At 45.4% G+C, this 15,417-nt stretch carries 11 protein-coding genes; 2 read left to right on the top strand and 9 right to left on the bottom strand.

Features of this window, described 5'->3' with window-relative positions; translation table 11 throughout:
• Positions 1 to 73: 73 nt before the first annotated feature.
• Positions 74 to 1,552, bottom strand: a complete 1,479-nt coding sequence (locus tag GVN16_RS22025; RefSeq protein WP_166566120.1) for an arginine decarboxylase — start codon at positions 1,550 to 1,552, stop codon at positions 74 to 76.
• A 194-nt stretch (positions 1,553 to 1,746) separates the two neighbouring features.
• On the opposite strand from GVN16_RS22025, the gene murC reads away from it, so the two are divergent.
• Positions 1,747 to 3,225, top strand: a complete 1,479-nt coding sequence (murC, locus tag GVN16_RS22020; protein WP_166566119.1) for a UDP-N-acetylmuramate--L-alanine ligase — start codon at positions 1,747 to 1,749, stop codon at positions 3,223 to 3,225.
• Between the two features lie 326 nt (positions 3,226 to 3,551).
• On the opposite strand, the gene GVN16_RS22015 is transcribed toward murC, so the two are convergent.
• The 8 genes from GVN16_RS22015 to GVN16_RS21980 all read right to left on the bottom strand — a co-directional run bounded on the left by GVN16_RS22015 (position 3,552) and on the right by GVN16_RS21980 (position 12,748).
• Complete coding sequence (locus tag GVN16_RS22015; protein WP_166566118.1) at positions 3,552 to 4,103, bottom strand: fasciclin domain-containing protein; 552 nt, start codon at positions 4,101 to 4,103, stop codon at positions 3,552 to 3,554.
• 263 nt (positions 4,104 to 4,366) lie between these two features.
• The gene (locus GVN16_RS22010) at positions 4,367 to 5,206 is read right to left on the bottom strand and encodes a T9SS type A sorting domain-containing protein (protein ID WP_166566117.1); all 840 of its coding nucleotides are present in this window, start codon (positions 5,204 to 5,206) and stop codon (positions 4,367 to 4,369) included.
• Between the two features lie 46 nt (positions 5,207 to 5,252).
• The gene (locus GVN16_RS22005; protein WP_166566116.1) at positions 5,253 to 5,657 is read right to left on the bottom strand and encodes a hypothetical protein; all 405 of its coding nucleotides are present in this window, start codon (positions 5,655 to 5,657) and stop codon (positions 5,253 to 5,255) included.
• A gap of 48 nt (positions 5,658 to 5,705) precedes the next feature.
• Complete coding sequence (locus GVN16_RS22000) at positions 5,706 to 6,107, bottom strand: lipocalin family protein (protein ID WP_166566115.1); 402 nt, start codon at positions 6,105 to 6,107, stop codon at positions 5,706 to 5,708.
• Positions 6,108 to 6,172: 65 nt separating this feature from the next.
• Positions 6,173 to 7,237, bottom strand: coding sequence for a glycosyltransferase family 9 protein (locus GVN16_RS21995; RefSeq protein WP_229244302.1), 1,065 nt, complete (start codon positions 7,235 to 7,237; stop codon positions 6,173 to 6,175).
• Positions 7,234 to 7,842, bottom strand: coding sequence for a DUF4254 domain-containing protein (locus GVN16_RS21990; RefSeq protein ID WP_166566114.1), 609 nt, complete (start codon positions 7,840 to 7,842; stop codon positions 7,234 to 7,236). The genes GVN16_RS21995 and GVN16_RS21990 overlap by 4 nt, the downstream gene beginning before the upstream one ends.
• 33 nt (positions 7,843 to 7,875) lie before the next feature.
• Complete coding sequence (locus GVN16_RS21985; RefSeq protein WP_166566113.1) at positions 7,876 to 9,165, bottom strand: Gfo/Idh/MocA family protein; 1,290 nt, start codon at positions 9,163 to 9,165, stop codon at positions 7,876 to 7,878.
• 142 nt (positions 9,166 to 9,307) lie between these two features.
• Positions 9,308 to 12,748, bottom strand: a complete 3,441-nt coding sequence (locus tag GVN16_RS21980) for a ThuA domain-containing protein (protein ID WP_166566112.1) — start codon at positions 12,746 to 12,748, stop codon at positions 9,308 to 9,310.
• A 265-nt stretch (positions 12,749 to 13,013) separates the two neighbouring features.
• On the opposite strand from GVN16_RS21980, the gene GVN16_RS21975 reads away from it, so the two are divergent.
• Complete coding sequence (locus tag GVN16_RS21975; protein WP_166566111.1) at positions 13,014 to 15,416, top strand: TonB-dependent receptor; 2,403 nt, start codon at positions 13,014 to 13,016, stop codon at positions 15,414 to 15,416.
• The last annotated feature ends 1 nt before the right edge of the window (position 15,417 follow it).

Raw genomic sequence — 15,417 nt, 5'->3', positions numbered from 1 at the left:
ATTTATTATTCATAAATAAAATCTATCAAAAAACGAACCACTTATTCGTTTATTATCAAATCACCTTTAAAGGTTAATTGGTTTCAACATCCACTTCCTCGTCCGTCGGGGTTTCAACCTGGTATAAAGGCTCTTTTTCCTTTCTTTTTGAGCGATATCCCAATATCCTCAGCATCGACTCACTGTCCTGTTCTTCTGCAAACAACTCTGTGGTCAGATTGCCGTTTTCATCGCGGTCAATGATGACGTGCTTGGGGGCAGGGATCAGACAGTGCTGAATTCCGCCGTAGCCACCCAGCGACTCCTGGTATGCCCCGGTATGGAAAAAGCCGATGTATTGCTCGTCTTTCTGACCTTCTTCCAGCATAGGCATATAAAGGTCTTCGGAATGGGCTTCTGTATTGTAATAATCTGCCGAGTCGCAGGTCAGCCCGCCCAGGTTCACTTTAGTATAGGGAGCATCCCAGTTGTTGACCGGAAGCATGATGTATTTTTGTCCGATACCCCATGAATCTGGTAGCTGGGTAATGAACGAACCGTCTACCATGTACCATAACTCCCTGTCATTCTGTTGTTTCTGATCAATGACCTTGTATAAAGTGGCACCGCTTTCGCCCACGGTATAGCTGCCGAATTCGGTCAGGATATTAGGTACCGGTACATTGTTTTTATTACAGATCCACTGAACGTTCTCGATGATTTCGTCGACCATGGACTGGTAATCATAGTTGAACACGACTGAAGTCTGGATAGGCATGCCACCCCCGATATCGATAGAGTCAAGTTCAGGACAGATTTTTTTCATTTCGCAATACTTAAACATAAAGCGGGTCAGTTCAGACCAGTAGTAAGCTGTGTCTTTGATTCCCGAATTGATGAAAAAGTGAAGCATTTTAAGCTTGAATCTCGGATTCGGCTTGATTTTAGTCAGATAAAGCTCATCTATGTCTTTATATCTGATGCCCAGTCTTGAGGTATAAAACGCAAAATTAGGTTCTTCATCAGTAGCGATTCTGATACCCAGATTTACATTTTCGGCCGTGACATTGTCCAGATAATGATCTATTTCTCCGAGGTTGTCCAGCACCGGCACACAATTCACAAATCCGTCGTTCAGGAATTTGGAGATGTAATCGAGGTACTGGGGACGCTTGTGTCCGTTACAGATAATAAAGGTGTCTTTGGTGACTTTCCCCTCATCATAAAGGGAACGGATGATCGGCATATCAAATGCCGATGAAGTTTCGAGGTGGATGTTGTTTTTTAAAGCTTCTTCAAGTACAAACTTGAAGTGTGATGATTTGGTACAATAACAATAGGTGTATGAACCCTTGTAGTTGTATTTTTTCATGGCGTTTTTAAAAAGCAGCCTCGAGTGTTCAATATGCTCACTTATCTTTGGTAAGTAGGTGATTTTCAACGGAGTGCCGTACTTGTTGATGATGTCCATCAGGGGCACATTGTTAAACAATAGATTGTGGTTGTTGTCTACCCCGAATTCTCTTGTTGGGAACTCAAAAGTCTGCTGAATTAAATCAATGTATCTTTTCATTTATCTAAGTAAAATGCATAAAAATTTAATTAATTATGTAATCGTAAAACGAGAAAAAATTACAAGCTTAAAATATGATGCAAAAGTGCCATAAAATTCAGAACTTTGCAATAATAATATTTCATTAGTTCGAGATTTTATCTGTGGATAATAACGTTCGTTCCCGGTAAAAAATTAATTTATCAGCTTAAAAAATGAGTAAACCTAAGAAGAGAGTACACTTTATCGCAATTGGCGGGGCCGTGATGCACAATCTGGCCATGGCTTTATGTCAGAAGGGATATCAGGTAACCGGATCCGACGACGAAATTTACGAGCCTGCCAAATCACGTCTTGATAAATTCGGAATCCTGCCTGAAGCTTTCGGGTGGTTTCCTGAGAAAATCACCAAAGACATAGATGAGGTTATATTAGGAATGCACGCGAGAAAAGATAACCCTGAATTGCTCAAAGCACAGGAACTGGGACTTAAAGTGTATTCTTTTCCTGAATATATATATCAGCAGTCGGTCCACAAACAAAGGGTGGTGATTGCGGGAAGTCACGGAAAGACCTCTATCACCAGCATGATCCTTCACGTGCTGAATTATTATAAACGTAATTTTGACTACCTTGTGGGAGCACAGATCGAGGGTTTTGACCTGATGGTGAAGCTGACCGACGACGCCCCGACGATCATCATAGAAGGAGACGAATACCTTTCGTCGGCGATAGAAATGAAGTCCAAATTCCTTTTCTATCATCCGCACATTGCCCTGATCAGCGGTGTGGCCTGGGATCACTTCAATGTATTCCCGACTTTTGACGGTTATGTGAATGCCTTTGAAGAACTGGCCGACGGATTGGATAAGGCCGGGGTGATCGTGTTTGATGAGACCGATGATATTGTGAAGGTCATCGGAGAGAAGGACAGGGTAGATGTGGTGAAATGCCCGTATAAAGCTCATCCGTATTTTGTTAAATCCGGTAAAGTTTACCTGAAAACACCTAACGGAGAAGTGCCTCTGCTGATTTTCGGCGAGCATAATATGAAAAACCTTAACGGTGCTAAAATTATCCTCGATCGTCTGGGCATCACCGATGAGCAGTTTTATGAAGCGATACAATCCTTCAAGGGAGCTTCAAAAAGACTGGAAACATTGGGAGAGAATAAGAACACGCTGGTGCTGAGAGACTTTGCCCATGCTCCTTCAAAAGTGGGTGCCACCACCCATGCCACCAAAGAGCTGTATGAAAGCCGCAGGCTGATTGCCTGTTATGAATTGCATACGTTCAGCAGTCTGAACAAGGCGTTTTTGCCTCAGTACGACCAGAAGCTGGATCATGCCGATGTGGCTGTCGTGTTTTACAGCCCGCATACCCTGGAAATGAAGAAAATGCCGCCGATCTCGAATGAAGAAATCAAAGACGCGTTCGGCAGGGATGACCTGAAAATATTTACGGATAACCGTTACCTGCTGGCTTATCTGAAGGAACAGAACTGGTACAAAACCAACCTGTTGCTGATGTCATCGGGTACATTCAACGGCCTTAACCTCAGCGAAGTAGCCCAGGAAATACTGAGTCTGCCTGTGGTAGCCGAAGAGCCTGAAATAAAGAGCAGGAAAGAAAAAAGAAAAGAGAAGTGGGATGGTTTGCTGAAGAACATCAAGAACTCTTTGAAGAAGGATTAATAAGAAGGACAAAGGAGGAAAAAAAAAGGAGAAACGGTCGGTTTTTCCGGGTCTTTCAACAGATATAAAAGTAAAAAGCAAGTCGCGGTTTCCCGGACTTGCTTTTTTTTGGTCGATTTAGACTGGGCTTGCCATGAGGGAGGAGGCAGCACCACCGCGTTTTCTCTGGTGGACAATGCTTTCTTGATCAAAAGGGTGGCATTGATCTAAATTCTAAATGAGTGAACAGTTGTTTTATTATAGTGAGTCTTTCTGGTATGCTGAACACATCAAAAAGTGGCAGCACCGTTGAGTGCTTACCACTTTCCTTATTCTTCTGAAGACAATTATTTCGGCATCAGCACCGTATCAATTACATGGATCACTCCATTGCTTTGATTCACATCCGCTATCGTCACTTTTGCCATGCCGCCTTTTTCGTCGGTCAGAATAATGTTTTTACCTTTCATAGAAGCTTTAAGAGTGCCTCCCTGAACGGTTTTGATCTCAGCCCAGCCATTGCCGTCTTTGATCATTTTCGCCAGATCCGTCGCGTTCCATTTTCCTGAAACCACGTGGTAAGTAAGGACAGTGGTCAGCGTGCCTTTGTTTTCAGGCTTAACCAATGTTTCAACAGTGCCTTTTGGTAATTTATCAAAAGCCTTGTTGGTAGGAGCAAACACGGTAAACGGACCAGGGCTCTGAAGGGTTTCAACCAATCCGGCGGCTTTTACTGCTGCCACAAGTGTGGTATGATCTTTAGAGTTTACGGCGTTTTCTACAATGTTTTTAGTCGGATACATCGGGGCACCACCTACCATCACTGTCTGAGCATTTACAAGGGTGAAGCTGAAAAATCCTAGGATAACTGTGGCGATTTTTAAAAAGTTAGTTTTCATGTTATAAAATGTTTTGATGTTATGCTTCACATACGGGCATCCCTTTGATTTTGGATCAGAGAGGATTGAAAAAAAAGTAAATTTTTTATTTATTTGTATTTAATGTGTTGTAAATGAGTATTTTATGCTCTGTTAAGTTTCTGTGAATACTTACAGGACAAGTCAAAACATAAAGGCAGATCCTGAGAGTATTGAATGGAGAAGACCGCTGAGAGAGTCAGATATTGAGTTCAGAGACGCGATTGAAGAAGGTGCGGGTACTCTTATTTATTAAAGAAGAATTTTTTGTGGAAAGTTTCCAGCCCGTTGTTCAGCCGGTAGTAATAAAGCCCTGTTTTAACAAAGTGGGAGGGATTGATTTCCAGGCGGAGTTTTCCGAGGTTACCTGACAGACCTGCATACCGGTAAACCACTTTCCCGGTTTCATCAAAGACGTCCAGGTGCACCATTTTATCCATGGCAGCGGAGTGGAATACGATGTTGACTTTTTCATTGACGGCAGGGTTGGGAAACACCAGGGAACTCCTGGCGTCCAGGTCAGTGTAGTCGTCCATCCCGACACCGCATAAGCTGCCTCCCGGGTTCGGCCTGATATCCCGGTCGTTGTGAACAACAACATACTTGGTAGGATATGCCGCTCCGAGAATACTTGTTAATGTTCTGATGCTTATTGAATTTACCCGGTCAGAATAAGAACCCATGATCAAATCGGGTGTCACAGACAAACTGAACGTTTCATTATTCAGACGATCCTTTAATCTCATATAAGCGGATTTCGCTCTGTAAGCAATGGCTTCCGGCGAATTATTCTGGTGAACAAATCCGGGAGCAAAAATATTGGAGTCTTCAAACGTCAGATTCCTGGACGGAATACCGGTTCCCACCAGCTCAAACCGGACATATTTCAACGTAACAATTTTGTCATGAAGCTCCTCTGCATTGTCAAACACAAAAACCTTGTATTTTAGTAATTTCTCATCTAAAGCCTCTTTTATCTCCGATGGAAAATCAGTCAGCTCATTGGCTTTTACAACCACTGCTTCCTGCCCGAAAGCATACTGACAAAGGCAGAAACAAAGCAAAACAGATAAAGCTGATTTCATGGTATTGCAGGGTTATAGTTCGTAAAGAGTTGATTAATAGTTATATCTAGAGGTCTTTTTCGTAAGAAAAGATGACCTCGTTCGCAGTGACAACTGTGATTTTATAATTCGATATAATTTCCTCTCCGAGTACAACTCTTTTGATAAGCATCCGGTTGTTTTCCTGCCGCCATTCGCCTTCATATGTGGCAAAAGTGATATGAGGAAACAGGCAGACCATTGATTCCAAACGGGCCGTCAATTGACCATTTTCTTTGAAACTGAAGCCGTAGTTTTCATCTGGAAGCGTAGTAGCTCTTCTTAATACCATCCCTCCGTTGGGAAGACCTTTTGAAGAGCTTTTCTTACCTGCCATCTCCCAGATTCCCGTAAAATCCACATGCTGCGGCTCAACTTCCGCCTTTTTGCAGGAAGTCAGCAGAATCAGGAGAAGAAGGAAATGTATTTTCATAACTGATTGATAGTGAATTCGTATTTCAATGTATGAATATACAAAATCTCAATAAATATAAGAAATCGTCAGCTCCTTATTGTCAAGACGCACAATTTTAAAGGTACGGACTTCGTCACCACCCCAGTATTTTTTGCGGAGTGTCAGAATGTCGTTGTCTACCGACCATGTTCCGGTAAAAGTGCCGTAAGTCATAGGTGTGCCGCACCAGCCGGCACTTTCTATGGATATCAGTTTGCCGTTGGCTTTGAATTCGTAACCGTAATTCCGTTCGGGCAGGCGGTTGGATCTTTTCAGCAAAGCACCACCATTGGGTAATTCCGTGGAGATATTCTGAAAGGCCACATTTTCCCACTTGCCCACCAGGCCGGAGCTCTGAGGATCCGCGGCATTGTCTTTACAGGAAAGCGTAGCAAAGAAGAGGATGGCTAAAATAAAAATATTTTTCATGGTGTTAACAGTTTATAGTTGATAACCATAAGACCCGAAAACAGCAGAAAACGTTGGAATGGTAATCAGATGAGCTGTGTTGTTCTTGCAGCAGCCATCTCCGGTGTAATCCGGTTCAGACAGGCGTAGTCGCCTCTGAAACAAGGTTTGTTGCCGTACACAGAACACGGACGGCAGGTAAGTTCCGAGACGGGAATCTCCAGGACGTGGCCTGCTCCCTGGCCCAGCGGGCCAAATCCCGCGTCGGTGTGGGTGGCTCCCCAGATCGACAGCACTTTGACGCCGTTCAGCGTTGCCAGGTGCATGTTGGAAGAATCGCCGCAAATCATCAGCTGAAGGCTGGAAATCAAGGTAATTTCATCTTCGAGGCTGAACAAACCCACCATGTTGACGATTCTTTTGTCTTTTGCTGCTATTTCATCCAGGATTGATTTCTCTTTGTCTCCACCTCCGAAAAGCAGGAATGTGTACTCAGGATATGGTATAAGCAGCTGATCAAGCAAGGTCTTGTATTTATCAACAGGCCACATTTTAGCCTGGTGCTGGGCAAACGGAGCTATCCCGATCAGCTTTCCCGGATTGATACGTTCCTGTTTTAGCCATTTGTCCACACGATTGGCAGATTCCTCTGAATGAACGAAATATTTAACCGGATGGTCAGGCAGTGTATATGAAGGAATAATGCCCGCTTTTCTGAAAACCTCGAGGTATCGTGCCACAGAATGGGGGAGGGTTTCCCTGATTTTATTATCTTTTCTTGTCAGTGCTTTTTTGGCTGCCCGGCCTTTGTCGAGCGTCCGTACCCCGGTTCCGATAAGAGCGAAAAACGTTTTCAGTACACTGGTCCTGAGATTTTGGTGAAGGTCAATCACGTGGCTGATATTCAGTTTTTTAAGCTCCCTGAAAAGCCTGAATAAACCCGTGAAACCTTTGTGGATGCCTTCAAAATCAGCAGGAAAGACTTCAATCTGCGGATATCCCTGGAAAAAGACGCCGAATTTTTTTCGTGTCACCAGAGTGATCTTAATGTCAGGATGCTGATCCATTACAATTTTGAGGGCAGGCAAAACCAGGGCCACGTCACCCATGGCCGAAAACCTGAAAACCAGTATGTGCTTTGAATTGCTCAAGCCTTGCTTTGATTGTATAAAACAGGATTCAGGTTCGGGTCGTTGTACATTTTCATTTGCTTGTAGAGTTTCATGTACTTGTCGCCACTTTGAAGATCACCCGTCAGTTCGTCGTAACATTGCACCAGGTCCTGTTCCTGTACCAGCAATACCGCCAGTTTGTGACTTACAGAAGCCTTTTGTGTTTCGGAAATTTCCGGCCTGTTGATCTGCTCCCTGAAGTGATAAATTTTCAGCTGCAGGATAGACATTCTGTCGAGCAGCCACGCAGGGGTTTCAGAATTGAGTCTGGCCCCGGCTTTCGGAGTCACCCCGCTGAGGTTGTTATAAAGGAATTCATCAATCTGCTCCACCGTGTCAGTACGGTGCTGATTGGAAGCATCTATTCTGCGTTTGATGGCTACCAGTTCAGAAGGATTGATTTCCGGACTTCTGATGATGTCTTCCAAATGCCACTGAACAGTGTCGATCCAGTTTTTCTGATATAGCAGAAATTCCAGACTCCCTTTTTCGAATTTCAGTGGCATTTGGGCATCCACGTGGTCCTGAATATGATAATCGTTGATACTCTGATTAAAAATACTATTGATGTAAGTAGCGTTCATCCCGTTTTTGTTTTGAAAACGCAAATGTACGCATCAAACAGGATATGTCCACGGACTTCTGTACTGTCTTGTCAATAATTTGTTCGCTTCAGGGTCATTCAGTACCATGTCTTTTTCGTGATCCCAGACAATACTGCGACCTACTCTGCTCGAAACCATGCCCAGCATGCACATGTTGGTCGCCTGGCGGCCATGTTCAATATCCGCATGTGGCAACTTGCCGCTTTTGATTGATTTCAGCAAATCCTCCCACACCAGGTTGATGTTTTGCTGATCCGGTTCGTTCAGGCTCGGGGCCTGGGTGATGATTTCTTTTTTCCTGTCGGCAGGATAAAACGTCCAGCCTTTCTGCCATCCCATATGAAAAGTACCTTCCGTGCCGTGGAAATACACCCCGACGTTTTCGCCTTGCTGTACTTTTCTCTGGTTGAGCAAACTGTGTTCCCAGGTGCAGTTAAAGCCTTCGAACTCAAATACCACGATCTGGCTTTCCGGCGAATCCTGGTTGGTGGTCCTGGTTTTTTCGGTTACCGAAGAATAGATCTTTTTAGGGGCTTTTTCTTCTGTCCACCATAATATCTGGTCAAACCAGTGGGGTCCCCAGTCGCCCAGGTTGCCGTTGCCAAACTGCATAAACTGTCTGAAACCTCTCGGGTGAATGCCCGGATTGTAGGCCGTTTGCGGAGCTGGGCCCACATACATGTCCCAGTCGAGCCCTTTGGGCGGCTCAGCATCGGGGATGATGTTGCCTTTGCCCCAGGCATAATTTACAAAAGCCCTTACTTCTTTAATGGTCCCGACTTTTCCTGATTTAAGGAATTCCATGCCGCTGACATTGTGTGGCGAATACCTCCTGTGAAAATCGACAATACAGATTCTCTGGGTATCGCGGGCAGTTTTCTGGATCGCCGTACCTTCTTTGAGGGTATGGGCTATGGGTTTTTCAAGGAACACGTGAGCACCGTTTTTCATGGCCTCGATCGCAATCAGGGCATGCCAGTGGTCGGGTGTCGCGTTAATCACAATCTCCGGTTTTTCTTTTTTGATGCATTCCCTGAAATCCTTATAATGCTTCGGGCGGTCATCACACAACTTGTTGATTTCTTCCGACGCTTTTTTCAACTGGGCATCATCCACATCACAAATGGCCACCACCTGCACTTCGCCTGACCTGATGGCTTCCCGCAGGATATTCGTGCCCCACCAGCCTGAGCCGATCAGGACGGTCTTGTATTTGGCCTGTTTGCCATAGGTAATAAACGGCCTGGCCAGGATGCCTGCACCGGCCAGGGCAGAGGTTGTTAAGAATTGTTTACGGTTCATAAAAAAAACTTGTCTTTTAAATAATATTTTAATTCAATCTTATTCCCAGGGCCTAAAGGCCCGGGCTAGAAAAGCGGGGCTTGGCCTGAAGGCGTTTGCCCGAAAAAGAAAGCTCCGCTTTCTTTTTCGGGCCGCTTATCGCTTACTCAAACTTCAATGTCTTAAATTTCAGAATCTTACCTGTATGTTTTTCTTTTTTATTGGCTACAAAATAAAGGTCGGCAAATTCGTTAACCGGTGTATCAAGAGGACACTCCACCCACTGCATCTTGCCCCATCCTCCTGTTTTGGTAAATTTAACACTGCCTATGACCGGCCCGGCCACCGAGTTCTTATGGATTTCGATTTCTCCGTCCTGGTCATGCGAGGCATATTCAAAACTGATCTTTTTGATGTTGGTCAGGTCAATGTTTCTGAAAAGCAGATACGCTTTTGCCGCTCCTTCTTTCAATTCGCCCCATTCAAAAATAAAGCCGGGGTGCATATCGGCATCCATCGCACGAAGCTGGTTGTTTCTTAAACGTACCAGTCCGGTCCCGGTTTTAGGGGTAGCTCCTTTGGCTCCGTTGTCTTTATATTCTGCTTTTACCGTATAAAAACCCTTCGGATTATCATTAATATGGTCTTTCAGCGTCAGGTTACCTTTGGCAGGAATCGCTTTGAATTCTTTCTTGGGATCACTCAATGAGAAAATATAGTGTACCATTTCCATCACATCCTGACGGGCCAGTTGCGGGTGTGCACTCATCACATGGGTAGTGCCCCAGGTGCCGCCGCCACCTTCTATGATCTTTTTGGTCAGCAGATTCAATGAGCCTTCTCTGCCGTTGTATTTCTTTGAGATGGCCAGGAATGACGGTCCGACAGCGGGTTTATCAACCGTGTGACAGGCTTTACAGTCACTTCCTTCTATCAGCGTTTTTCCGACAGAGCCGGTTTCTACCGTCGAAACGGCCTTTCCGGCCGTTTCTTCCACAGGTCTGTAGGGTTGGGGAACATAATTGTAGGTGACCTTCAGTTTTTTAAGGTCTGTTACTTTGTCTTCCGTATCTTTTACTTCTGTAGTGTAAGCAAAAGGCTTGTTGTCCCAATAGAATGAGCGGTTTTGGGTTGATTTGATAGCTACCTGGGGAACATCATTCCCTGCAGATACTATCAGGGTGTCGGTGCCCGACATACCGCCCTGATCCAAAGCCCTGAAAACAATTTTATATTTACCCGGTTTGTCAAAAGTATAATCGAGCGAAGGCAGGTTAGAAATAACCTTTCCGGCCTGGTCTACCCACTGGTAGCTTATTTTATCATCAAAATCAGGGTCAATTCCCCTTCCTGTCGCTTTGACAGTCAGTGGTGTCTTGCCGCTTATTTCCTTTGGTTTAGGGAAGACTCTTGATTCAGAAGTGATGAATGATTGTGCCTGCACTTTTGAAACCAGGGCCTGATCTACAAAATAAGCATTTGCTTTTGGTGCCCTGTTGGCCGAATTGTATTCGATCTTTACCAGGCGGGCGTCGGTATTATCAGCACCGTACACTGAGCCGTATTCAAGAACATATAAAACACCATCATGAGAGAATGTCAGATCTATCGGTCTTCTGAAGTCACCCGCAGTAGGCATAAACTTCTCATTTCTGACATAATTTTCGTTTTCGTCCAACCTGACAGCCAGCATCCAGTTTCTCATCCAGTCAAAGACAAACAAGGCTCCGTCATAATATTCAGGCAATTTTGAAGGATTAGCCGAGTTCTTGTTGAAAGTGTAAAACTGCCCTGCCATGGCACTTCGTCCGCCCTGACCCAGTTCCGGGAAGTCGTTTGACAGACTATAAGGATACCAGATCATCGGTGGCGTGGCAGGGGGTAATTCTGTCAGACCGGTATTATTCGGTGAATTGTTGATGGGTTTTTTAGGGTCATAATTCGGGCCGGGCGTAGAGGTTTCAAAATCCCATTCAGAATAAGCATAATTATTACCTACAAAATACGGCCATCCGTAATATCCGGGTTTTTTAGCCTGGTTAAACTCATCATAGCCCCGCGGCCCCCTGGTCTTGTCCTCCCCGGCATCCGGGCCGATTTCACCCCAGTAAAGAGTGGATGTTTTAGGATTGATCGCGATCCTGTAAGGGTTCCTTGTGCCCATCACAAAAATTTCAGGAAGCGTTTTAGAGGTGCCTTTCGGGAACATATTGCCTTCAGGAATGGTGTATGTGCCGTCTTTTTCAGGATGTATCCTCAGTACTTTGCCTTTGAAATCATTGGTGTTGGCCGCCGATCGCTGGGCATCCATAGAATAATACTTTTCCTCTTTTCTTTCATCCAGCGGGGCATAGCCGTCTGAAGGGAAGGGCGTAGTGCCGTCGCCTGTCGACAGGAAAAGGTTTTTGTCTTTGTCAAAAGCCAGGGAGCCGCCGTGGTGCGAACCACTGTTGATCTGTACCGGCACCCTCAGTAATATTTTCTCAGATTCAAGGTCCAGGGTGTTGTTATCCCTTACCTTAAACCTGGACAGGTTAAAGTAGATCGGTTCTCCTTCAATCGGTGGCGAATAATAAAGGTACATCCAGTGGTTCTGGTCAAAATCCGGATCGAGGGTAATACCTATTAATCCTGTCCCGCCTTTCATCACCACCGGGAAACGGTGCACCAGTTTGTGTTCGTTGGTTTTGCTGTTGAAAACCGACAGGTTACCGGATAATTCGGTAAAAAACACCCTGCCGTCTTTGGCCATTGCCAGTTCCATCGGGCTGTTGAGGTCATTGACCAGTACGGTTTTTTCAAAGCGGCTCTCGTCGGGAACGGCTTTGGAGTATGATTTGGAATAGTCGAGTGGCTTTTTATCCCCGATGGCATATTTGATACCCCCCAGCAGATGCCCTAAAAACAGGGGTTCTGAATAACTTTCATCGGTGTGTCCGTTGCCGGTATAAAAAGCCCGGCCGCCATCGTATTCATGATACCAGCTGATGGGGTGGTTGGCCCCGTTAGTCCCGCCGATGTAGGTATTTTCATCCAGATATGCCAGGGGTTTTATGCCGTGGTAAAGGTATTTGAAACTGTACCATTCATCGGTCCTTTCCCATCTGTCAGGCAGGTGCTGGGTCGAAATGTGCTGTTTGTCGGTAACATCCACGCTGGCTTTTCTGACATTCGAATTGTTTGGGTGACTGCCGAAATAAGCTCCGGCCAACTCTCCGTACCATGGCCAGCCGTATTCAGTGTCGGCGGCAGAGTGAATACCCACATACCCACCACCGGCCTGTATGTATCGCTCGAAAGCTGCCTGTTGTTCGTTGTTTAGTACATCGCCAGTGGTATTGTTGAAAATGACGGCATTGTACTTTTTAAGGTTTTCGTCCGTAAAAACATCCGAGTTTTTTGTCGTGTCCACAGCAAAACCATTTTTTGCTCCCAGGTCCTGTATGGCCTTGATGCTGAACGGAATGCAGCTGTGCTTCCATCCTTTCGTTTTGGAAAATACGAGCACCCTGGTGTCGGTCTGGGCAATAAGCGGAACAGAGATGAGCAGGAGTAAAGCAAAATGCAGGAGTCTACCTTTCAGGCAAGTAAAGGCTGAATTCATAAGTTATTGTTATAAAAGGTTGAATAAGTACTGGTTAACCGGGTGTCACCAACTTAAGTTATTGTAAAAATATTAAAAAATATCATTTAACGGTGTTGGTGGTTAAAATTATATTATTCCGGGTTAAAATAGAGCTACTTTTCCAGGTAGTTTATGTCTGCTTCAGATGAGAAAATCAGGGAAAAGAATAGGTGTCTTTCATAATTAATCCGCCGGGGATTCGTTTATGAAATTGTTCTGGTTTTTCATTAAGCACCCTTCCTGCATGAAATTAAAATTTACTTTTATTATTCTGTCTGCTTGTTTTTCCACTGCTTTTGCCCAGAAAAAATATACGATCAGCGGCTATATCCGCGAAAAAGGCACACTTGAAACCCTGCCCGGTGTCAATGTGTATGTAGAAGGTTCCACTTTCGGGACTTCCTCCAATAATTATGGTTTTTATTCCCTCACCGTGCCTGAAAACGGCAACCTCGTTTTCGTGTTTTCATTTTTAGGTTATCAGAGGGTTGAGAAAACGCTGAATATGCAGACCAGTCATGAGCTGGACATTGAACTGAACCCTGCCAATGAACTGAAGGAAGTGGTGGTGTCGGCCCAAAAGCAGAGCGACAGGGTCAGCGAATCCGTCCAGATGAGTACCATCGAACTGCCTGTGGCCCAGATCAAAAAAATACCGGCTTTCCTTGGTGAAAAAGATGTGCTCAAAGTACTCCAGCTGATGCCAGGGGTTCAGAAAGGAACGGAAGGACAGTCAGGTATTTATGTCAGGGGAGGAGGCCCGGACCAGAACCTCCTGATACTCGACGACGCCACAGTGTATAATGCCAGCCATTTGTTTGGATTTTTCTCTGTCTTTAACGGCGATGCTCTTAAAAGCGTTGAACTGACCAAGGGTGGTTTTCCGGCCCGGTTTGGGGGCAGGCTTTCTTCGGTCATTGAAATGCAGATGAAAGAGGGCAACAAAGAAAAACTTCACGGAGAGGGTGGAGTAGGGATTTTGTCGTCCAGGCTTACACTTGACGGCCCTTTGCTCAATAAAAAGGCCTCTTTCCTGGTGTCTGCCCGCAGGACTTATATTGACGTCCTGGCTCAGCCTTTTATCAGGCAGGCAGCAGGGGCATCAGGTGACGACGTGAAAGTGGGCTACTATTTTTATGACCTCAATGCCAAAATGAACTACGAACTGGACCGGAAAAATAAGATATATCTGAGCGGCTATTTCGGACAGGACAGGTTCTATTCTGATGTAGCTACCAAATCGGACCGCGAGATACAGACTGATAAAGGCGGACTGAGCTGGGGCAATACGACTGCAACACTCAGATGGAATCACCAGTTTACCCAGCGTTTGTTCGCCAATACCTCGCTGATATTCAGCAATTTCAAATTCGGCGTGGCTGTGGGGTCTAAAAACGAAAAATTGCCGGACAGAAATGTCAGCAGCGATTTTAACCTGGATTATTATTCCGGTATCCGGGATTTCAGCCTGAAAGCAGACTTTGATTACTTTCCGGATACCAGGCATGCGATCAGGTTCGGGGTCTTTGCCACTGCCCATAAATTTACGCCGTCTGCTATTGTGGTTTCCGGAACATTTGAGAATGAAATCAACAGCAAGCCAGCTCCTTACAATTCGCTGGAAACGGCCGTTTACGCAGAAGATGTCTGGCAGCCGTTTGAAAAGCTGAAAGTAAACGGAGGGATGAGGATCAGTCATTTCCAGTCGGGCAGAAGGAATTATATCAGACCCGAACCCCGCATTTCTACGGCCTGGAAATTATCAAAAGATCTTTCGGCCAAGGCATCTTATGCCATCATGAATCAATATGTCCATTTGCTGAGCAACACGGGCATAGGCTTACCCACCGACCTTTGGGTACCAACCACCTCAAAAGTGGCACCGCAGCAATCGAAACAGGTGGCTGCCGGGCTGGCCCGTGACTTTGAAAAACAAGGACTTTCCTTTACCGTCGAGGGATATTACAAGACCATGAACAACATCATTAACTATAAAGAGGGGGCTTCGTTTCTGCAGCTGGACGGACAGGGTGCCGGCGAATCTTTATGGGAAGACAATGTGACGTCCGGCAGAGGGTGGTCATACGGAGCGGAGTTTTTGTTACAGAAAAAAGCCGGGAGATTTTCGGGATGGGCCGGGTACACGCTCTCATGGACCCAGTGGCAGTTTGAAGAGCTTAATTTCGGTAAGAAGTTCTTTCCCAAGTACGATCGCCGGCATGACATCAGCCTGGTCGGTATCTACGAACTCAGCCCGCGGATGACTTTCTCGGCTACCTGGGTATATGGCACCGGAAATGCCATTACGCTGCCTGTGGCTGATTATAATGCTTTTGAGGACCCTTACGATTACGGACGGGTAGGGTCGAGGCAATTGCAGGAGTATGGCAACCGCAATTCTTTCAGGGCTGAGGCATACCATCGTCTTGATCTGGCCCTTCAGCTCCATAAGAAAAAGAAAAGACATGAAAGGACCTGGGAATTCGGGGTTTACAATGCTTATAACCGCAGGAACCCGTTCTTTTACCAGGTCGGTACCAAAGAAGTGTATGATTCTGAAACCGGAAGGCAGGTTTCAAAACCCATTCTGCAAAGGGTCACTTTATTCCCTGTTGTGCCGTCCATATCCTATAACTTTAAATTCTGAG

It is taken from the genome of Emticicia sp. CRIBPO (assembly GCF_009905725.1).
Taxonomy (GTDB): Bacteria; Bacteroidota; Bacteroidia; order Cytophagales; family Spirosomataceae; genus Leadbetterella.
Note: the sequence above shows the minus strand (reverse complement) of the source record. Positions and strands in the feature narration are given on the sequence as shown.

Coding starts and splice junctions, on each gene's coding strand:
- GVN16_RS22015 (WP_166566118.1), bottom strand. CDS start 4,103: ATGAAAACTAACTTTTTAAAAATCGCCACAGTTATCCTAGGATTTTTC.
- GVN16_RS21975 (WP_166566111.1), top strand. CDS start 13,014: ATGAAATTAAAATTTACTTTTATTATTCTGTCTGCTTGTTTTTCCACT.
- GVN16_RS21980 (WP_166566112.1), bottom strand. CDS start 12,748: ATGAATTCAGCCTTTACTTGCCTGAAAGGTAGACTCCTGCATTTTGCT.
- GVN16_RS22010 (WP_166566117.1), bottom strand. CDS start 5,206: ATGAAATCAGCTTTATCTGTTTTGCTTTGTTTCTGCCTTTGTCAGTAT.
- GVN16_RS21990 (WP_166566114.1), bottom strand. CDS start 7,842: ATGAACGCTACTTACATCAATAGTATTTTTAATCAGAGTATCAACGAT.
- GVN16_RS21985 (WP_166566113.1), bottom strand. CDS start 9,165: ATGAACCGTAAACAATTCTTAACAACCTCTGCCCTGGCCGGTGCAGGC.
- GVN16_RS22025 (WP_166566120.1), bottom strand. CDS start 1,552: ATGAAAAGATACATTGATTTAATTCAGCAGACTTTTGAGTTCCCAACA.
- GVN16_RS22005 (WP_166566116.1), bottom strand. CDS start 5,657: ATGAAAATACATTTCCTTCTTCTCCTGATTCTGCTGACTTCCTGCAAA.
- murC (WP_166566119.1), top strand. CDS start 1,747: ATGAGTAAACCTAAGAAGAGAGTACACTTTATCGCAATTGGCGGGGCC.
- GVN16_RS22000 (WP_166566115.1), bottom strand. CDS start 6,107: ATGAAAAATATTTTTATTTTAGCCATCCTCTTCTTTGCTACGCTTTCC.